Origin of the sequence: Microcoleus sp. T3_B1 (assembly GCF_036700445.1) — a bacterium.
Classification (GTDB): domain Bacteria; phylum Cyanobacteriota; class Cyanobacteriia; order Cyanobacteriales; family Microcoleaceae; genus Microcoleus.
This window is the reverse complement of the sequence record NZ_JAUBOX010000072.1, coordinates 21,921-42,196: the sequence shown is the minus strand read 5'-3', so window position 1 is coordinate 42,196 and position 20,276 is coordinate 21,921. Positions and strand designations below refer to the sequence as shown.

The following is a 20,276-nucleotide window of genomic DNA, read 5'->3' as shown; positions in this document are numbered from 1 at the left end:
GGCGTCCCGCCCGTCCTTTTTGGACGGGCGGGACGCCCATCCCACAAACTTGTGGAAGTTATTTAATTCTCATTCCTAAGCTTGAATCCTTTAGCGGCTAATTGCTGGCGGAGACTCTGAATCATTACGCGATCGAGAGTATTTTCACCACTATTGGTACTAGATTTGCGCTGTTGTTCAATATATGATGTACGCTTTTGAGATAAGTCGCGGATCGTCTTTTTAATCGCTTCTCTTTCGGTTTTCTTTCCAGCTACATATGCTCTTTTTTCTGTTAGCGTCATCCCTCGCATGATTTCTGGTAAACTATCATCTGATATTGCTTCTAGTTTAACTGTTCCGTTTTCGAGGGCATCCAGCAAGTCCCAAGAAGCATTATCATAGTATTCAGAAGCTTTGGACGCACTACGCGAAGCAAAACTTGTGCCAGAATTACTATCTTCAACAGCCTGACGTTGTTGTCCGATTCTTCCTTCTCTACCGTAGGGAATGTAGGTTTGATTAAGTTTAGTATTCCAAGTAGAAATTTCGTCGTCGTAAGGAGACTTAATTACCACAATTTGTTGGTTTTGATTAATGTTGAAGCTACTGCCTTTTGCTAAATCTGCTCCTGATACCCAAAGTTGTCTCTCCTGACTTTCTGCTGAACCACAGTAGATTGTATTAACGAGGGTATCTCCTTTGACAGCGAGATTGACAGATTGATTCCAAACTATTGGGCCTTGATCGAATGGTTCATTTCCCGCAATAAAAATCACGCGAAAATCTTCCTGATTTTTACTCCAGTTTAATTCTTGCATTGCCGAACGAATTACCCAGCCAGCATATTCTTGACCGCCGTTGGTTTTGATACTAAATAGCTTTTCGGAAACTAAATCTAATTCAGGAGTAAACCCAGTTAATAATCTCACAAAACCTTCCTCAGAAGGTAAGCTGTCATTACCATAATGGTAGAGAGCAACTTCTAACTCTGGCACTTCGCCATCTTTGGTTACTTTAGTTAAAAAATTAACAATTTGCCAAAGTTGAGTACGAGTCTGGTCAATCAGTCCATCCATGCTATTACTAGAATCTAAAAGGATGGCTATCTGAATTTTTGCTTTGGCGAAAGCTGCTGTGGGAGAACACAAAATACTTAGGGTTAAAGCTGTAGTGAATAAAATTCGAGTTAGTTTCTGCATGGAATTTCCCCTAAGAAATGATTTTTTTCCAATTATAGTCAGTGGGAAATGGATCTAGTCACTGGTGTCAAGTTACTTGTAACAACATTTTACATTTTTCAGAGACGGGCAAGATGTCCGTTCCACAAAAGTTATTAGTAGGGTGTGTCAGCTATGATTATTTTCGGTTTAAACTAAAAATCTAATAGCTGACGCACCACACAAAACTCAAGGTGCGTCAGAATTATATTTTTGGTGATGATTCATAATTTCGCAACTGACGCACCCTACCACTATTCGCAAAAAACTCGGTTTCTGGGCACTCATGAGAAAATATTGGTAAGATGGTAATCATCGATATTGAGACTGGTGATTACGAAATTGACAAAAATGGCTTGCACGCATCAAATAGTGTCAATGAAAGACATCCAAATGCTCGGTTATTTGGAATTCGCATTGGTTACAACGTAGCAGCTTCTCTTGGTGGCGTGATGGATTGGTTTGACATACTCCCCGGCGTAAACGCGCGGGGATTCTTTACGCTTCATTGAGATGTGCCACAAGTGGTCTTACCTTCTCTCTGCGTACATTTAGAGTCGTGGCAATGCCCTATCCCGACTTTTTGTATATTTCTCGCAGCGTTCAAATCTCTATCTTGCTGAGTGCCACAATTAAGGCACACTAGCGAGCGCATAGAGAGGTCTATTTTGCCCCATTTAAACCCGCATTCCGAACACACTTGACTGGTTGGCGAAGAGCGACTAATTACCATGAATTCCCTAGCTAGCTTTTCAGATTTAGCCTCACACAACACCCTAAACTCATACCATCCTTGCTGGCTAATCACTCTTGAGAGCTTGCGGTTTTTGACCATGCCAGACACGTTCAAATCTTCCAAAACAATTACTTGGTTTTCGTTAACTATTTTGGTTGACAGTTTGTGCAAGAAGTCTTTACGGGTATCTGCAATTTGGTTGTGCAATTTGGCTATCTGAATCCGAGTCTTATTTCGGCGTTTAGAGTCTTTGGGTTGCCGTGACAGCTTGCGCTGTAGTTTGCGAATCTTTCGGTCTAACTGTTTGTAGTTTGGACTTTCGGCTGTTTCACCGTTGCTCATTACTGCAAAGGTTTTAATGCCCAGATCGATGCCGATGCTGTGGTTTTTGGCTTCGACAATCTTGGAATTAACCTCTACAACAAAGCTGAGGAAATAGCGGTTAGCGCAATCTTTGATTACGGTTACAGAACTGGGTTCTGACGGCAATTGCCTCGACCAAATCGGCTCGACAATGCCAATTTTAGCCAAATAAACCCCATTTCCTTTGATTGAAAAACCATTGCGCGTCAATCTTGCTGATTGACTATTTGTGCGTTTCTTGAACTTTGGATAGCCAGCCCTACGACCCTTTCTGTTTCCTTTACAGGACTCAAAAAAGTGCTTAAATGCTGTTTCCAAGTCCGAGATCGACTGTTGTAGAGGAATTGCCGAGACTTCCCCCAACCATGCCCTTTCTTCAGTCTTTTTTGCCTGAGTGATTACTGTTTTTTGAAGTTCTGCTGATTTTGGCTTTTTTTCAGATTGCTTGCAGAGGGCAAGAGCGTCGTTCCAGACTACGCGAACGCAGCCAAACAACCGAGCTAGACTCTGCTGTTGTTGGTCGGTCGGGTAAAATCTGTAGCGAAATCTTGCTTTCATGACTTGTGCTAGAATTGGTCTGTTACTCGATTATATATTGGTTTACAGGCTATGACAACTATTTACCGCAAGGAACGCCATTCTGTTACAGAACTTAAAATACACTTGGTCTGCGTGACAAAGTACCGTCGGTCTGTATTTACGGGAGAAAGTCTTGATTTGATTGAAAAAACATTTCGAGAGGTTGCCGAAAAAATGAATTTTCAAGTGCTTGAGTTTAATGGTGAAGACAATCACATTCACGCGCTGATTGAATATCCACCTAAACTTTCAATTTCTCAAATCGTGAACGCATTAAAGGGTGTTTCTAGTCGCAGGTACGGACAAGCTGGACACAAAAAACCTCATAAAGAGGCATTGTGGAGTCCTAGCTATTTTGCTGTTTCTGTAGGGGGTGCGCCTTTAGAAGTCTTAAAGGAGTATATTAGAAATCAAGAAAAGCCGGCCACTGAAGAAGGGGCTTTAGACCCAGTTTTTCGGTAAAATAAAAGTCCGTTTGTTCTAAAACACGTGGGTGATGGATGGTGCTTTATGTCTCACGCTAATCTAGACGATTTAGAATTCAGATCGTTTCCTCGGAGCAAAATCATCCAATGCTAACCCTAGACCAGCTTATTTCCGAAGCAACTGCCCTACCCGATACCGCCAAGGCTATCCTCCTCGACAAGATCCTAGAAAGCATGACAGAACAGATCGAGATGTTTTGAACTAGGGCGTACAGAAAGCTCAAGACCGCATTGCCGAGATTGATAGTGGCACAGTCCAATCCATTCCAGGCGATGTTGGCTTGGCGCAAGTTCGACAATTGCTAGGAAAATGAAAGAGGAGCGTAAATCTCACATCTCCAAGCTCAAATCGATCGAGGTAACTTACGTAAGTTTACCAGATAGTGTCACTTTTTATCGAGTTGTGAGTTGGTATTATTAACTTTTGATTAATGGAGTATTGTGATGATAGCAGCACGAGATAACGATCGGCACTTTACACCAGAAGAGTATTTTAGTTGGGAAGAAAAGCAGCTAGAAAAACACGAACTGATCGATGGTCGGGTTTATGCAATGAGTGGTGGCACCCAAAATCATAGTGCGATTGCTATAAATTTCTTGTTATCGATTAGATATCATCTGCGGGGAAGTAATTGTAATGTTTTTAACTCAGACTTAAAGGTTAACATTCTTAATACTCCTAACTATACGTATCCAGATGTGAGTGTTACTTGCGATAATCGAGATCGAGAAAATGCTATCTATATTACTTATCCCTGCTTAATTGTGGAGGTTTTATCGGATAGCACCGAAGCTTACGATCGAGGGAAGAAGTTTGAAAAATATCGCCGCAACCCCAATCTTATCGATTATGTATTAGCAAGTTCTGATGAGGTGGCGATCGATATTTATCATAAAAATGATGCTGGTGAGTGGGTGATTTTGAGCTATCGTGAGGGCGAACGGGTTGAGTTTCAAAGTATAAATCTAAGTTTGCCGATCGAGCAATTATATGAGGAAATTATTTTCGATCGACAGCCCTAAATATACGATCCTTACACGTTATATTTTAGAGGCAATTCTGGTAGAGCCATTCGAGCAATAAGATTTTTCAGAGGAGGTAATTTTTGATGAAATTATGTGAGGATTTGGCGATCGGTGAGGTTAATTCCAAAATCTCAAATCTCAAAGCTTAAATCGATAGAGGTAATTTACGTAAGTTTACAAAATCGTGTCACTTTTTCTCATCGGCAGGGCGATCGGGGTGGTTTACTCTTTGAGTTAAGGTTGAGCAGAAGGTGTTCAGATTGTTCAAAGTTAAACCGCAGAGGTTCCGGATAGGTAGATCGGGAAGAGTATTGTACTGTAACTGCGGGACAATTATAAGTTATGCGGATGGCTCAATGACAAATGCCGTACCGGATAATACCCCATGTCAACGATGCTAATCGCAAGTAGACAGTCGATGTGTGACAACTATGTTTGTGAGTCTCTTTAGATAATATGGAAACGGAACCTTCTCCAAGAACTCTTGTTACTGAGTGGGCAAAAAACCATTGGCAGTTACTTGCAGCCTTCGCTGCTGGTGCTTTGCTCGGTGCTGTTGCTGTGCAGCAAGGATATGAAGGTTTTTCGGTTGGGGGAACACAATATGTTCTCATCAAGAAAGCCTCCATCCCAAAGTCTCTGTCCATCCAGGGCCAGTGGTTTTACGAAACAAAAACCAGCGGTGTACCACTGCAGTACGATAATTTGAACTGTATATCGATTCTGGGTACAGCAGATATTTCTCAGGCAGCAGCCTCGAATGAGTTTAGTATAAACAACGCCACGCGGCGAGGATGCATCGATTCTCAGTCCCAAGTAATAAAAACAAATGTTGGCTGGCGTAGCATTAATGCCGCAGTTCTTCCAGATAGCAGAAAGATTATGGTCTCCTTGAACACTGCTGATCCCAACCCTCGCATTGCCTATATTGAAGGTGCAATTCCAGCGACCATCAGCGGAGATTCTCCCACTCAGTTCGATGGGACTATGTATTATCTCAATACTCAGAATCAAAGGTACGGTAGTACAACAATTACATTCTGTAAAGAGGGAAGTAAATGTGCTCAAGATATCGACCGCAAACTCAAGTAAAAATGAATGGAGCGTCGCTACTAGGAGTTCGAGTCGGTCTTGTACCTGGCAGAAGAGTTACCTGCTCAGTATCTGGGGTTGATTCAAGCGGTCGCCCAGAAGTGGTAACAGCCAACAACAGGTTTTCGCGTTCCTTTCCTTAATTAATACCCTTTCTAAAAACCCCGGTTTCTTCAAGAAACCGGGGTTTTATCTATTCGATCGCCCTCAACCAAACCTACAATTACTACAAGGTCGAAATGCCAGTCAAATCGCTATTTGCTAGTGGATTGCTGGGACTTGCAGCCGGAGTAATTAAGAGGCTTTTGTCATTGGCAGAATTATTAGCAATTGGGGAAATCGCACTACTAGCGATCGTGCCGTTCAAAGGAATAATTGGCTGAGTTTGAGCGCTGGTTAGAGAACCCAACAAGCTGTTAGTGTCGTAGATGAGGATGTCATCATCGGTTTCGATAAAGGTCATCATGGTGGGAATTGCACCGCCATTCAACAAGATATCGTCGGGGATAGTATTGGCAGAAGTTACAGTCAAATTATCTGGATTAGTCGCTGTTGTTAATGGTGGCAAGGTGATAGTTTCTGGTGCAGTAGTCGTGGTATTTGGCGGACTAATTGATGCAGTAGTCGTGCTGTTTGGCTGACTCATTACTGTTGCAGTTGTGTTTGATAAGCCAGCGGTAGAACTGTTATCAATCAACTCATCATCCTCACTATCAACAGGTTCGCCAGTTAAAGAATCGACAGGCGAAGGAGTATTGAAAACTCCAGGCAGCGGGGCTCCGGGGGTGATGGAAATAAAGCGAGAACTGTCGATCGCACTAAATTGAGTATCTTTCACCCAAGCTAAATGTTCGCCGGTGCCTGCGATGCTAATCAAGGCATCGTTAGTATAATTTTCACCGCCTTGAACGATTTGCAATTGGTCAAAAGTGAGGTCTTGTGTTAGTCCAAAATAATCGCGATCGCCCTGGAAGTAGAATACATGATCGAGTCCCGAACTTGGTGCTAGCACAAATATGTCGGAACTGCTGCCTCCAATCAGCGAATCTTGACCATTTCCGCCCTTGAGCACGTTGTTACCTTCGCCGCCGTAGAGACTGTCATCGCCATCGTTACCGTTAAGGCTGTCGTTGCCGCTGTCACCATTTAAGAAGTCGTTGCCATTACCGCCATCGAGGGTGTCATTGCTGCTGCCGCCATCGAGACTGTCATCGCCTTCGTTACCCAAGAGGTTGTCGCTGCCGGCTTCCCCGGTTAGCAAGTCGTTGCCACAACCGCCGTCAAGGGTGTCCTTACCGGCACCTCCCAGCATGGTGTCGTCTTCGCATTCACCGAACATCAAGTCATCGCCGTTGCCTCCTCCCATCAAGTCGTTGCCGCTGCCGCCGGCGAGGGTGTCGTCGCCGGAATCGCCAGTCAGAGTGTCGTCGCCGGAGTCGCCGACAACCAAGTCGTTACTCGCGCCGCCGTCCATCATGTCGGTTTCATCGCCACCGTAGAGGGTGTCTTCCCCGACTTCGCCTAACATCGTGTCTTGCCCTTGACTGCCAAACATCAAGTCGTTGCCGGCACCTCCGAAGAGTTTGTCGTCGTCGATACTGCCGTCAATTTTGTCGTTGCCGGCACCTCCTAATAATTGGTCGTTGCCCGTACCGCCGAACAGTTGGTCGTTGCCCGCGCCGCCGTCTATGCTGTCGTAGCCGGAACCGCCGTCAATGTTGTCTTCGCCTGCTTCTCCAAAAATCAGGTCGTCGTCTTCGTCGCCCCAAATGTTGTCGTTGCCGGCGTTGGCGTTGATGAAGTCGTTGCCGGCTTTTGCCCAAATGTTGTCGTTGCCATCGCCGCCGAGAATCGAGTCTGCGCCGGAACCACCGTCGATGTTATCCTCTCCGGTTTGTCCGAGGAGGGTGTCGGCTGCATCTCCGCCGTAGATTTGGTCGCTGCCGCGGCCGCCATCAATGAAATCTTGGTCTTCTCGGCCGTAGAGTTCGTCGTCGCCGTCGTTGCCCCACAGGGTGTCATTTCCGGTTCCGGCATCGAGGAAGTCGTTGTCGTCGTTACCTTCGAGGCTGTCGTTGCCGGCTTGACCTAAAATTCGATCGCGCCCTTCTCCCCCTGCTAAAGTATCGTTGTTAGCGCCGCCGTCGATGTAGTCGTCGCCGCTGTTGCCGTCGGCGATGTCGTTGCCGTCATTTCCGTAAATGCGATCGACTCCTTCGCCTCCAGTTAAGCTATCATCGTCTGCGCCACCTTCTAAGTAGTCGTCGCCAATGTTACCGGAGAGGGTATCTTTGCCGATTTGACCGAAAAGTCGATCGGCCCCTTCGCCACCATCAAGGCTGTCATTGCCCGATTCACCCCGCAGAATGTCATCTCCGGTTTGTCCTAACAGCGTATCCTCGTTATCGCCACCCCACAATTGGTCGTTATCGGCATTGCCTTCTAAGAAGTCGTTGCCTTGGCGGCCGTATAATTTGTCACTGCCGTCATTGCCGGAGAGAGTATCGTTTTCGGTGCCGCCATCTACGAAATCGTCCTCTGTTCCGCCAGCTAAGGTATCATCGCCACCTTCCCCGTAGAGGCTGTCATTATTTTCGCCACCGTCGAGTTGGTCGTTGCCGAAACCGCCGAACAGGGTATCGCTGCCGGATTCTCCCAGCAAGTTGTCGCTGTCATCCCCTCCCCAAAGAGTGTCGCTATCGTCGCCACCGAGGAGGGTGTCGAGGCCGGATTGACCGTAAATTCGATCGCGCCCTTGATTACCCTGAAGCAAATCATTGCCAGAACCGCCGTCAACAATGTCATCGCCACGGTTGCCGATAACAGTATCATCACCGACTTGTCCGAACAGACTGTCGTTATTATCACCACCGTCGAGAATGTCGTTACCCTCGCCGCCTTCGAGGGTATCGTTTTCAGTACCGCCATTGAGAGTATCGTTGCCGAGTTCCCCAAAAAGTCGGTCTGTTCCTGAGTTGCCTTCGAGGATGTCATCGCCACTGAAGCCGTACAGAGTGTCGTTGTCAGCTTGACCGAGAAGGGTATCGTTGCCTTCGCCTGCTAAGAGTGAGTCATCGCCGAAACCGCCTTCTAATAAGTCGTTGCCAGCTTCGCCGAACAGGGTATCTTTGCCGTCGCCACCGTAGAGGGAATCGTTGCCTTCTGCTGCATCAAGGATGTCGTTGCCAGATTCCCCAAACAAGTTGTCATCGCCAGCTTGGGCTGATAAAGTGTCATCGTGTTGACCACCCCAGAGATAGTCGTTGTCAATTCCGGCATCGAGAATGTCTTTGCCGTCGCCACCGTAGAGGGAATCGTTACCTTCTGCTGCATCGAGGATGTCATCGCCGTTTTCGCCAAACAGGTAGTCATCGCCAGCTTGGGCTGATAAAGTATCGTCGTCTTGACCACCCCAGAGGTAATCGTTGTCTGCGCCAGCATTGAGAAAGTCTTTGCCACTATCGCCGTAAAGGGAATCCTTGCCTTCGGCTGCATCGAGGCTGTCGTTGCCGTTTTCGCCAAACAGGTAGTCATCGCCAGCTTGGGCTGATAAAGTGTCATCGTCTTGACCACCCCAGAGATAGTCGTTGTCAATTCCGGCATCAAGAATGTCTTTGCCGTCTCCACCGTAGAGACTGTCGTTGCCTTCTGCTGCGTTGAGGCTGTCGTTGCCCGCTTCGCCAAACAGTTTGTCGTCGCCGGCTTTGGCGTATAAAGTGTCATCGTCTTGACCACCCCAAAGTTTGTCGTTGCCGATTCCAGCATCGAGAATGTCTTTGCCGTCGCCGCCGTAGAGGTTGTCGTTGCCTTCTGCTGCATCGAGGGTGTCGTCGCCCGCTTCGCCAAACAGGTTGTCGTCGCCTTCTTTGCCTAGGAGGATGTCGGCATCGTCGCCGCCGTAAAGTTGGTCGTTGCCGAGGCCGGCATTTAGGGTGTCTTTGCCGGTGCCGCCGTAGAGATAGTCGTTGCCTGTTCCGGCGTCTAGGGTGTCGTCGCCTGCATCGCCTGCGAGAGTGTCGTTGCCGGCTTCGCCGATGAGGGTGTCTTGGTCGTCGCCGCCGGAGAGTTCGTCGTCGCCGGTGCCACCGTAGATTAGGTCGGTGTCTCCTTCTCCGTAGAGTTTGTCGTTTTCGCCTTCGCCGTAGATGGTGTCTTTGTCTGCGCCGCCGTACACAAAGTCGTCGCCAGCGCCACCGTAGAGTAAGTCTTTGCCTGTTTCGCCAAAAATTGTGTCGTTGCCGTAGCCAGCGTCTCCTGCAACGGTGTCGTCATCGCTACCGGCGTAAACTAAGTCGTCGGCATCGCCACCTCGGATGTAGTCTTGACCGGCTTCACCGTATAGGGTGTCTCGGTCTTGATTGCCGTAGATGCTGTCGCCGCCTTCGCCGCCGTAGATTAGGTCATTGCCGAATTCGCCGTAGAGTTTGTCGTCGCCACCGAGTCCGTAAATGCGATCGTTCCCAGCATCGCCAGTGATAACGTTAACGGTATCGTCGCCGGTAATATTATCGTCATGCCGAGAACCGGCGACGTTTTCAATGTCGGCAATTTTGTCTTGGTCTCCCCAACCGTCGGTAGCATCGCCTGTTTGTAAATTGACAGTAACGCCGTTCGGGTCGCGGCGGTAGCTGAGAATGTCGATACCTTCTCCGCCGTAAAATGAGTCATTGCCGGCATTGCCAATTAATAAATCGTTGCCTTCTAATGCCCAAATTCGGTTATCTTTTTCGTTGCCAATTAGGATGTCTTCAAAGCGAGTACCGATGATGTCTTCTAAGTTTCTCAAAGCATCGGTAGTGCCAAAACCGTCTTTGCCAGTACCAGCAGCAATTTCAAAATCCCGTTCGAGTTCCGTGTAATATTCGCTGGGATTAACTGCGGTGACGAATTCTTTGAAACGTTGGTTGGTGTTGTTGTCGTAGTCGCTATTTTCGTCAATATTAACGATAACGCCACTGGGAGAATTGATGTAATTAACGAGATCGACTCCTTCACCGCCGTCAATTAAATCATCGCCGATTTCTCCGATTAACGAGTCATTGCCAGTACCGCCAAATAATTCGTCGTTGTCAGCGTTGCCGTTGAGAGTGTCATCGCCGGCTTGGCCTAGAAGTACGTCGTCATCGAAGCCGCCAAACAGGGTATCTTTGCCGTCGCCGCCATCGATGTAGTCTTGGCCTTGACTGCCGAAAAGGTTGTCTTCGCCAGCTTGTCCGTAAATATCATCGTCGTCGGCCCCGCCATCAATGATGTCTTGGCCGTCGCCACCTTCCAGCCAGTCATTGTTTTCGTTGCCTTGGATGACATCGTTGCCGACTTGTCCGTAAATTACATCATCTCCGGTATTGCCGAAAAGCAAGTCTTGGCCGTTGCCACCATCGATGAAATCGTCGTCGGCGTTACCTTCTACCGTGTCGCTGCCGTCTTGTCCGTAGAGGATGTCGTTGCCTTCGTTGCCTTGGATGAAGTCGCGGCCGCTGCCACCTTCGGCGTAGTCTTCGCCGGTGTTGCCTTGGATGATGTCGTTGCCAGTTTGGCCGTAGAGTTTGTCGTTGCCTTCGTTGCCGTAGAGTTGGTCGTTTTCAGTGCCACCGTCGATGAAGTCATCGCCTTCGCGGCCGTAGAGAATATCGTTGTCGGCGTTGCCGTAGAGGAGGTCGCTATCGATGCCGCCATCGAGGATATCTTCGCCTTCATCTCCTTGTAGGGTGTCGCTGCCTGCTTCGCCGAAGAGTTGGTCATTGCCAGTTTCACCGAAGAGTTTGTCGTTGCCTGTTTCGCCGTAAAGTAAGTCTGAATTTTCACCACCATGTACCTCATCGTTACCTGTGCCAGCATAAATGGTGTCATTTCCAGCTAACCCATCAACAAAATCATTGCCACCGCCACTGATAATTATGTTAACTCCATCATCACCTTCGATTCGATCGCTAAAGCCAGAACCGACAACATTTTCTAGACCAGAAATATTATCTTGTCCGCCCAATCCATCTGTAGCAATACCATCTTTCAGACTCACGTAAACACCATTAGGATCGCGGCGGAAACTTACAGTGTCAATTCCTCCATCTCCTTCTAGTCGATCGTTACCAGCACTGCTAACAATAAGATCGTTGCCAGCACCTGCTTCAATGGCATTATCTAAAGCATTGCCGATTAAAATATCGTCCAAAGAAGAACCAAAAATGTTTTCAACTCCAACGATACTATCTTCTGAACCAAAGCCATCTAATGCTTTACCTGAACCAATTGCAAAATTAGGTTCAATGTCAAATATTCCTGTAGTTTGTTGGTGTTGGTAGTCGTTATCTTCATCAATGTTGACAATGACGCCACTAACTGAATTAGCGTAACTGATTGTATCTATGCCCATTCCTCCATTTAATAAATCATTGCCTGCTTCACCTTGTAAGATATCATCTCCTTGTTCGCCATGAAGACTGTCACTACCAGTCCCTCCATAAATAGAATCATTGTCTTCAGCACCCATGATTCTGTTGGCGTATGAATTGCCGTAAAGGACATCATTACCTGCTTCACCATAGAGATTTTCATCACCAGCAGATTCAGGTAAGCTTAAAACGTCGTCGCCAGCCGTTCCTACATTCGGATAAATGGCATTAAAGGGGATCTGGACAGAAATTTTGTTAAATTCCGGTGCTACACCACCATTAAACTTTGCGTAAAGATCGTTGAAAGGTATGCTGAAATCCGACTTGTAAATATCAATCTCCTTCTTCGATCCATTAATCCAGAAATCAGGCAGTGTAATGTCAATAAGATTCCCACTGAAACTGGCATTTTTCAGGAGGGGATTTTGGAAACCAGAATTATTAAAGTCTGCTTTTGCCTCAAACCTACCGACATCTATATTCAACTGTGTTTCTAGTTCTAACGCCAAGTTTGGACTGAAGAAAACATCTGGATTAAGTTCAAATTTAACATCCATATGGGAGTTATTGTCTAAATCCTTTGCGAGTAATTCATCAAGTTCAGAGTAGGAAGTAGCGACATCCAAAAATTCACCGTCAATTATTTTGGGTTCAGTATTTCTAATCCCTAACTCAAGCTCGTAAATTCTATTGACTATACCAGTAAGCTCGATCGGTAGTAGCCTGTATCCAACTTCAAAGGGTCCAGCTTTTACGTCTTGAGCTAGAAATTTTAACTTGGGTATTAGTGCTAGAACTTTATCCAAATTTAGAGTGAGATTAAGCAACTCATCAGGAGAGCTTTCATTACTAATCTTGACAGAAAACTTGTCTTCTTCTGATGAGTTTTCTGAGCTTAAGTTGAAAGTAGGAAGCGGACTGAATTTAAAACTTGCCAAACCTCCTAACAAGGAAATGGGTTGTCTTTGATTAAGACTAATTGAAGAAGTTAGGAAATCAACCTGTCCTGGCAATAAATTAACCTCTAATGCAGGATCTTCTAAAGTGTTTAGGGTAACCATTCTGTGTGAGAAATTATCAGATACTCCACCAAAAATTGTTTGTTCTATACCTACTCCCGCAATACTCGCAAATGCACTCAGCGAACCAATATTGTAGTCAAAAACAGCATCTAGAGATGCAGAGACAGAAGGAATTGTATAGTTAAGCTTTGCATCAAATATCGTGGTGAAGTCAAACAGAAGTTTCTTCCCAGAATCACTTGCACTCAAAATAGCTTGCAATGGAAGATCGAAATCTATTTCACCTAAATTTAGTTCTGCCTCTGCTTTAAAACCTGCACCAAAAGAGCCACCTTCAAGCTTGATTCCAGCCTTCAAGTTACCTTCATCAAAAAAAGTTTTCTCAAAGCCAGGGTATCCTGTCTTTAGAATCAAAGAATCCTTTGAATCATACGGATAAGAATTTTCAATTTGTATCCCAGAAAACTTTTCTATATAGTCTGCTGTCTCAGCCTTAAAAGCATAACGACCGAAGTCGATACCATCGGAATAAGTTCCTGTTGTTATTGACTGTTCAACAACAATACTAGAATTGTCGAGAGTTAAAAGATTAGAATCATCCTCTTGTTTAATGGCATCCAAAGTAGAAGCACCTAAATGTTGACCTAAAACTGTTGCGGAAAAAATGGCACCTTCATCCCCAGGAGTATCAGAAGTGTTAATACTCCAATCTACAGAATGACCAATTTCTTCCAATAAAACACTGGTAATTACTTGTAAATTGTCAGCATTTTGGGTCAAAAAGTTTTCGGAAACATAAATGGTATTATTTGAACCCGCATAAGCAGCATTAGCCCCTTGGAGTTCAGAACCAGTGCGAATTTCGATCGCAGGCAAAGATGCAAAATCGCTATTAATCCACTGCTGGCGGATTTCTTCTAGCTTACCAGCATCAAAATTTGTGCCGAAAACACTTTGAACTTTGGCAACAAAATCATCACCCTTGGCAAAATTATTTAAAGTGCTGTAAACCTCTTGCAAAGAAGTTTCGATCGCGGAATTGAAAGAGTTGTTAGAAGTAGCCATGATTCTTGTCCTCGCGTGGTAGATACAATGTGTTCTGAAAATTGACAAAGTGACTCTATCGACAAGCCCGATCGCACTTCTGCACTTCTGCACTTCTGCACTCTCTAGCTGTCGTATATCCGTCATTTACCCAAACTGAAGTCTCGCGAAGTGCGATCGCACTTCAACTCTGTTGTCGCAATTACCAGTTCAAATGAACTCAATAAATGCAACCGTGGAAATAGATTAAACCAACATCGGAAGAAGCCCTTTCCAATATCCGTTGGGATGTTGGTTGGGATTTCGATCGGGAAGTTACGGGCGATCGCACTTTTGAATAACTCTCAACAAGTGCGATGAACTTCGTAATTTCCCTTCTGTATATCTATCAGGGTGAGCTCAGTGGTTTTATGCAAAACTCTCAAGTTTTTTTTGATAAAGTTTTGCAAACACTGGTGAAAGTACGGAACAACGGGTGTTTTCGGGATTTAAGGGCGATCGAATCACGCGCTTCCCCACAATCCGGCGGGGAATGAATTCCCCGCCTCATAGCCAAAGTCCTCTCAAAGAGGACTGGTAAATTCTTCAGTCGTCTTCAGACGACTTTCGCTTTGAGGCAGGGGTTTCAACCCCTGGCGGAGTTCGGGATTGCGAGATAGCCGGATTGCGCGATCGATCTGGTTGTTAGCGCCAAAGATCGATCGCCCCTAAAGCCTTTTTGTTGTTCCTATTTACTTATCAGGGTGAGCTCGGTAGTTTTATGCAAAACTCTCAAGTTTTTTTGGTCGAGTTTGGTAAACACTGGGTGAAAGTACGGAACAACGGTTGTTTTGCGGATTTAAGGGCGATCGATGTTACGCACTGGTGATCAGAAACCGGGTTTTTCGCAGAATACTTCGTTACAAACCTGCATAAATCGCAAAAACCCGGTTTATGCAGGTTTTGATGCGTGTTAACAAAAATTCACATCTAATTCAACGGCCCAATCCACCGCACAGCACGACTTTCAACCATCTGCTCAAAAAAACTTTCAGAATTTCGCATAAATTCCCCCAACTTACCCTGATAAGTAAATGTAGGAACAAAGTTGCGGCCGCACTGAACTATGACTGATAAATCCAACCCCTCCGAGGGGGAAGACCACTTATCTGACGAATCCGATGCTGTTGGGTGCTCAGTAAAATCGGAAAAGTTCGATCGAGATCCCGCCCACCAGCAAATCGTCGAACTCGTCACCAAAGCTTGCCAGCATCCCCCCGGCAGTCCCCAGCGAGGTCGTTTCTTGCATCGACTGATTCTAGAGATTCTCAAATCGGGCAAACTCTGGAAAGAACACACACCTTACTACAAAGAGGCACTTAACAAGACATGGATCTATCTGTCTCGGAATTTATGTGAAGCTACCACAGCAAAACGACCTTACGATCCCGAAGAAAGCCTGATTACGACTTGGTTAAATCCCTATCTCCAAAAGCGGCTGTTAGATTGTCGTCTGGCCGAACAGAAAGCAAAGCAAAATATAACAGATCGACGGCTGGTTTCTTTAGATGATGAAGATGATGACGGTCTCAAGCCAAGTGAAAAAATTCCTGCTACTCCCGATCTAACTTTCTATATGGAAGAGATTCTAGAATGGATTGAGACCGATCCAACTGGCGTGTTGAAAAGCAATCACCTTCCCAGAAGACCGGATATAACTTGCCAAGTTTTGTTGCAGCGTAAATGGTCATCCGGTCAAAGCATGGAACAACTAGCAGCAGAGTTGAACTGTGCGCCTTGCACTTTGTATAAATTGCTCAAGCTTCAATGCCTCCCTCTGCTGCAAAAATTTTGCGAAGACCAAGGATATCAACTAATATTACCAGGAGTAACACAAAAATGAACAATAACAGTATCGAAAACCAATCATTCCCAATGCCAATTACCCAAAAGGCAATTCGTCTAGCATGGCAATTTGCTTCGGAACAGCGTCACCCCCAAAGAGTAGAACAGATTTATCTCAACACTTTAGCTTTGCTCGCAGTTCGGGATTACTTAACAATCTTGGATATTGAAACTGACTTGACTCAATGCGATAGCTGGAATCCAGTAATTAGGATGTTTGAGGATACGGCAGATTTGTATATTACAGGGTTGGGTAAAATTGAGTGTCGCCCAATTAGGAGCCCAGACCACAAGGGAGAAAATGGCAATAAAAATTCATCTGTGAATTCCCCAGAAATGTGCCATATTCCTATCGAAGCTAGGGAGGAACGCATTGGTTATATTGTAGTAGAAATTGATCGGGATGAAAAGGAAGCAAGATTGCTGGGATTTTCCCCGACTGCTGAGACGGGGGAATTAGTATTGAGCGATTTAGATTCCCTGGATGACTTCTTGATTCACCTGGAACATTTGTCGGAATCTCTAGAACATTTATCTGAATCTAACGTCAATCTGCGTCAGTGGTTGGAGAATATTTTTACATCCGATTGGGAGTCGGTTGAATCGATATTTGATCCACAGCCGGATACTTCCCCGGTGAAAATAGAAAATCCGGTTAAATCTAATTTAGGCCATTGGTTTAAGAATGTTGCAGAAACAGGTTGGCAGAAAATTGAGCAAGGTAAAAAAAATTTAGAACACCTTATTTTTCCTGACGATAACCCAAGTTTTGTATTCCGAGGAGGTGGTAATTCGAGAGTCGAATCTGCCTCGCAGAGGCGTCAAAGCAGCATAAACAGGTTTCCCGAAGCTGATGTGACGCGGGCTAAGTTGATTGACTTGGGAATGCGTTTGGGAAGGACGAGTGTTGCTTTGTTGGTGGCTATTGCCGAAGAGGACGATCGCACTGTCAGAGTTCACGTCCAGTTGCATCCGGCGATCGGCGATCGTTATTTGCCTCGTCACCTTAAACTGTCGTTAATATCCGATGCGGGAAAAGTTTTAGATGAGGTTGAATCGACTGTTCAAGATCAGTGTATTTCACTGGAATTTTACGTGGAACCCGAAGAAAGTTTTAGTATTCGACTTGCGCTGGATGATTTGAGCATAACAGAAAATTTTATGGTATGATTTTGCGATTACTGTTACCATAGCAAAGTTATGACCTGGACTGTCATATTGGCTTTAGGGTCTGGAAATCTTCAAGAAGGATTTCCTCACATCACGGCGAAGTTGAAAAACCAAGCAAGACCTATCAGTATTCAATTCAAAGGAAGCTTGCCACCAGCACCAGACGTTGAGGTGCTGCACAGAAGATGGAAAGCTGTTTGTACCGGACTGCAATCTAGCAGAAGCGCTGCTCGAATTAAAGTCAATTATGCAAGCACAACTCACATTTCTGAAAGCAATCCTGATGCTATATATCAAGGTTTAAAAAAAGAGATACAAACATGGCTGAAGACTGACCATTTTTACAGCAACATAGAGGTAAATCTCAGGACACAAATCGGCAATCCCTCGGAAGCTGTTGTTCAAATATTTCTAGAGTGCGATGATTCTCAGATTTCGGAGTTGCCTTGGGATGCGTGGATTTTTCGCGAAGAGTACCGCCACAGTGAAATCATCCGCAGTCCGTCAGAGTATACAATACCTCCTCAACAGGAAACTAAAGGAGGAACATATCTATCTTCGCGAGGTAGAATTCTATGTGTTTTAGGTAATAGTAAGGGAATAGATGTTAAAAAAGATAAAAGGATTATTGAAAAATGTTTGGGCGAACGCTGTCAATTAGAATTGCTGGATAACCCGACACCGGAAGAATTTAACGATCGCCTTTTTGATGAAAAAGGCTGGCAAATTTTATTTTTTGCCGGACACAGCGATAGCGATGATAATGCTACAAACGGACGGCTGCATATCAATCAAAATCCTGGCAACAATACTATCAAAGTAGAGGATTTAAAAATAGGTGTAAAGCGAGCGAGTTTCAAAGGTTTGCAGTTGCTAATCTTTAATTCCTGTTCGAGTTTGGGATTGGCGGCGGACTTGGTGGCCCAGAACTACCCTTTGCCGTCGATAATTGTGATGCGCGCACCAATTCCCGACCAAATTGCTCACGATTTTGTGAAGTCTTTGTTCAAATATTTAGCCGATGGAGAGCCTTTGTTTTTGGCAGTGCGAAAAGCTAAGGATGATTTGCTGCGCTGGGAATCTCGATTTCCGGGCGCTAGCGGGATTCCGGTACTATGTCAGCATCCAAATTTTGAGGAACTAACGTTACCGGGAGGTGGCGCAACTAAATCTTTAATTTCAGCGGCAGATGATGTGGCGGGCGATCGCCCCAATAACCAATCATTAATTCTTCCAATTGATTGGATGCAGCGGGCGGCAAAAAGTTTAGGCATTACCGCTATCAGTTATATGTTAATGGGCCCGATACTTGGCCGCGTTGTGAATGAAATAGGAAAAACCAGCCACCGTCAGGGTCAACTATTGATCGCTGAAAAATGCTACCGATTAGCAACTTTACTAAATTTAAATTATGCCACACCTCATTATAACTTAGCTGTGTTGTATGAGGATTTGAATGAAAAAGAATACGCGCAAAAATTAATGAAGGAGGCAGCGCGGCGGGGTTCTGCTGAGGCGAATTCTCAATTATCTCGATCGCTGATTCTCAACAATCAACCTCAAGAAGCTTTAAAATTTATTGCTCGCTGTTTAGAACATACTGAATATGACGGAGTAAAAGCCGCTTGTTTTAAAAATCGCGGCTGGGCGCGGTTTAAACAAAAGCAATATGACGCTGCTGAAGCAGATTTAAGAATAGCAATAGGATTCAGAGGCGATAGCGCTGAAGCTCAATGCCTTTTAGCACAGGTTCTCGAAATCAAAGGTAAGCCACAAGCAGCCTTAGAAGCCTGGAATCAGGCGCTTAAATATTCTGATTACCGCGTACCCAAACAAGATGAATGTATCCAGATTGCCCAGCAACGTTTACAAGCAAAAGGAAATATCAAGTGAAAATCAGGATGGCAGTTTTTATAGCTTTAAGCTCGATCGCAACTACTGCACTAGCAGCGAGTAACAGAATATCCAACGGACTGATTATCCATAGTAGCGGGGAAGTTGCGATCGATCGCCAAAACGGTCGAATTGTCCGCCCTACCAGCGGTACGCCGATTTATCCGGGAGACAAATTGCGAACAGCACAAAACGCCCAACTGACGATCCAATGTGCAGATTTGGGAATTAAGTCGATCGCACCGGGTGAAAATCAATTGAATAGCTGTTTGTTAGCCAAAGAAGAGTCGAAATCTGATTGCAGCACCGACTTGATTAAATGTCCCGATCGCGGCGACGATAAAATTGCTTGGAATAGCGCGCCAATTCCTTATATAATCAGTCCGCGGCGGACGAAATTGCTCGACAGCAAGCCAATTTTGCGGTGGAATCCGGTTGCTGGTGCGACTAGCTATAAGTTGAGCCTCCGCGAAAATGGAGCGAAATTAAACTGGGAAATGACTGTTAGCGGTACTGAGGCTGTGTATCCGGGGGAACCAGCGCTGAAACCGGGTGTTAGGTACCGATTGATTGTCGAGGCGAATACGGGCGCTTCTTCCGAAAGTGCTGTGGGAGAAGGAGATACAGAGTTTAGCTTGCTGGATGAGAAGCAAGTTGAGGCTGTTAAGGATGCGGTTGGGGCGATCGACAAACAAGTACCTAACGAAAACGCAAAAAAATTAGCAATTTCTAGCGTTTATCTTAACACCAACTTGATAGCCGAAGCAAGAGAAATCTTAGAAAATTTACAAGAAACAGGCATGGAAACACCGCCCATTTATCGCACGTTGGGCGATTTGTATCTGGAAAAGCTACAACTGGTTCCCCAGGCTGAAGTCTACTATTCCAAGGTGATTAATACGGCGAAACCTGACGATATTGAGGAGTTGACAGCCGCTCGATACGGATTGGGGCAAGTTCATTCAGCGATGAGAAATAATCTGGAAGCTATGAAATATTTGCGATTGGCAAAAGATGGATATACAACTTTGGGAGATTTGCCGATGGTGGAAAAGGTAGATAAGCAATTGCGAGATTTGCAAAGGAGGGAAGACAGGAAATAGTAAATTGCTGATGAATCTACGCTCGCAATAACCAAAATTCGTAGGGGCGGGTTCGCGACTAATTTTGTCACCCAAAAATAATGTTTATAAACCCGCCCCACCCAACTAATAACCCCAAACAACATCAATTCGTAGGGGCGGGTTCGCGAGGGATTTTGTCACCCAGAAATAATCTTTATAAACCCGCCCCACCCAACTACTAACCCCAAACAACATCAATTTATATGGTTAAATTCAATTAATTATTAATATTTGGGTGGGGTGGGGGCGGGTTTTTACGATCCGTCG

The 20,276-nt window shown here is 45.3% G+C and carries 11 protein-coding genes; 8 read left to right on the top strand and 3 right to left on the bottom strand.

All coding sequences use genetic code 11. From position 1 onward, the window contains the following. Nucleotides 1-62: 62 nt before the first annotated feature. Nucleotides 63-1,181: a hypothetical protein gene (locus tag QT990_RS27740; RefSeq protein WP_333466015.1), complete on the bottom strand. Its 1,119-nt coding sequence runs from the start codon at nucleotides 1,179-1,181 to the stop codon at nucleotides 63-65. 323 nt (nucleotides 1,182-1,504) lie between these two features. On the opposite strand from QT990_RS27740, the gene QT990_RS27735 reads away from it, so the two are divergent. Further along, on the top strand, nucleotides 1,505-1,711 hold the full coding sequence (locus QT990_RS27735; protein ID WP_333146922.1) for a hypothetical protein: 207 nt from the start codon (nucleotides 1,505-1,507) through the stop codon (nucleotides 1,709-1,711). Here the strand turns inward: QT990_RS27735 and QT990_RS27730 are convergent. Next, nucleotides 1,705-2,856: a transposase gene (locus tag QT990_RS27730; protein WP_333146924.1), complete on the bottom strand. Its 1,152-nt coding sequence runs from the start codon at nucleotides 2,854-2,856 to the stop codon at nucleotides 1,705-1,707. The genes QT990_RS27735 and QT990_RS27730 overlap by 7 nt on opposite strands. A 51-nt stretch (nucleotides 2,857-2,907) precedes the next feature. Between QT990_RS27730 and tnpA the strand changes: the two genes are divergently transcribed. The 3 genes from tnpA to QT990_RS27715 all read left to right on the top strand — a co-directional run bounded on the left by tnpA (nucleotide 2,908) and on the right by QT990_RS27715 (nucleotide 5,480). Continuing rightward, nucleotides 2,908-3,339 (top strand): IS200/IS605 family transposase, encoded by a 432-nt coding sequence (tnpA, locus tag QT990_RS27725; protein WP_333146925.1) that lies wholly within the window; start codon nucleotides 2,908-2,910, stop codon nucleotides 3,337-3,339. A 467-nt stretch (nucleotides 3,340-3,806) separates the two neighbouring features. After that, a complete protein-coding gene (locus QT990_RS27720) occupies nucleotides 3,807-4,385 on the top strand; it encodes a Uma2 family endonuclease (RefSeq protein ID WP_333466014.1) in 579 nt (192 codons plus the stop codon). A gap of 459 nt (nucleotides 4,386-4,844) precedes the next feature. Beyond that, entirely contained in the window at nucleotides 4,845-5,480 is a 636-nt protein-coding gene (locus QT990_RS27715; RefSeq protein WP_333466013.1) for a hypothetical protein, read from the top strand. 226 nt (nucleotides 5,481-5,706) lie between these two features. Here QT990_RS27715 and QT990_RS27710 read toward each other — a convergent pair whose 3' ends face one another. Continuing rightward, entirely contained in the window at nucleotides 5,707-13,959 is an 8,253-nt protein-coding gene (locus QT990_RS27710; protein ID WP_333466012.1) for a hypothetical protein, read from the bottom strand. A 1,084-nt stretch (nucleotides 13,960-15,043) separates the two neighbouring features. On the opposite strand from QT990_RS27710, the gene QT990_RS27705 reads away from it, so the two are divergent. Genes QT990_RS27705 through QT990_RS27690 form a run of 4 tightly spaced genes read left to right on the top strand, consistent with a single transcriptional unit; the run spans nucleotide 15,044 to nucleotide 19,988 of the window. Further along, nucleotides 15,044-15,820, top strand: a complete 777-nt coding sequence (locus QT990_RS27705) for a sigma-70 family RNA polymerase sigma factor (protein WP_333146934.1) — start codon at nucleotides 15,044-15,046, stop codon at nucleotides 15,818-15,820. Continuing rightward, nucleotides 15,817-16,992 carry a DUF1822 family protein gene (locus QT990_RS27700; protein WP_333146936.1) on the top strand — a complete coding sequence of 392 codons (1,176 nt, stop codon included), beginning with the start codon at nucleotides 15,817-15,819 and terminating at the stop codon, nucleotides 16,990-16,992. The genes QT990_RS27705 and QT990_RS27700 overlap by 4 nt, the downstream gene beginning before the upstream one ends. Before the next feature lie 30 nt (nucleotides 16,993-17,022). Then, a complete protein-coding gene (locus QT990_RS27695) occupies nucleotides 17,023-18,885 on the top strand; it encodes a CHAT domain-containing protein (RefSeq protein ID WP_333466011.1) in 1,863 nt (620 codons plus the stop codon). Between the two features lie 8 nt (nucleotides 18,886-18,893). Continuing rightward, nucleotides 18,894-19,988, top strand: a complete 1,095-nt coding sequence (locus QT990_RS27690) for a hypothetical protein (RefSeq protein WP_333466010.1) — start codon at nucleotides 18,894-18,896, stop codon at nucleotides 19,986-19,988. The last annotated feature ends 288 nt before the right edge of the window (nucleotides 19,989-20,276 follow it).

Excerpts from the sequence above, each read along its gene's own strand:
- QT990_RS27740 (WP_333466015.1), bottom strand. The coding sequence starts at position 1,181 with ATGCAGAAACTAACTCGAATTTTATTCACTACAGCTTTAACCCTAAGT.
- QT990_RS27735 (WP_333146922.1), top strand. The coding sequence starts at position 1,505 with ATGGTAATCATCGATATTGAGACTGGTGATTACGAAATTGACAAAAAT.
- QT990_RS27730 (WP_333146924.1), bottom strand. The coding sequence starts at position 2,856 with ATGAAAGCAAGATTTCGCTACAGATTTTACCCGACCGACCAACAACAG.
- tnpA (WP_333146925.1), top strand. The coding sequence starts at position 2,908 with ATGACAACTATTTACCGCAAGGAACGCCATTCTGTTACAGAACTTAAA.
- QT990_RS27720 (WP_333466014.1), top strand. The coding sequence starts at position 3,807 with ATGATAGCAGCACGAGATAACGATCGGCACTTTACACCAGAAGAGTAT.
- QT990_RS27715 (WP_333466013.1), top strand. The coding sequence starts at position 4,845 with ATGGAAACGGAACCTTCTCCAAGAACTCTTGTTACTGAGTGGGCAAAA.
- QT990_RS27710 (WP_333466012.1), bottom strand. The coding sequence starts at position 13,959 with ATGGCTACTTCTAACAACTCTTTCAATTCCGCGATCGAAACTTCTTTG.
- QT990_RS27705 (WP_333146934.1), top strand. The coding sequence starts at position 15,044 with ATGACTGATAAATCCAACCCCTCCGAGGGGGAAGACCACTTATCTGAC.
- QT990_RS27700 (WP_333146936.1), top strand. The coding sequence starts at position 15,817 with ATGAACAATAACAGTATCGAAAACCAATCATTCCCAATGCCAATTACC.
- QT990_RS27695 (WP_333466011.1), top strand. The coding sequence starts at position 17,023 with ATGACCTGGACTGTCATATTGGCTTTAGGGTCTGGAAATCTTCAAGAA.
- QT990_RS27690 (WP_333466010.1), top strand. The coding sequence starts at position 18,894 with ATGGCAGTTTTTATAGCTTTAAGCTCGATCGCAACTACTGCACTAGCA.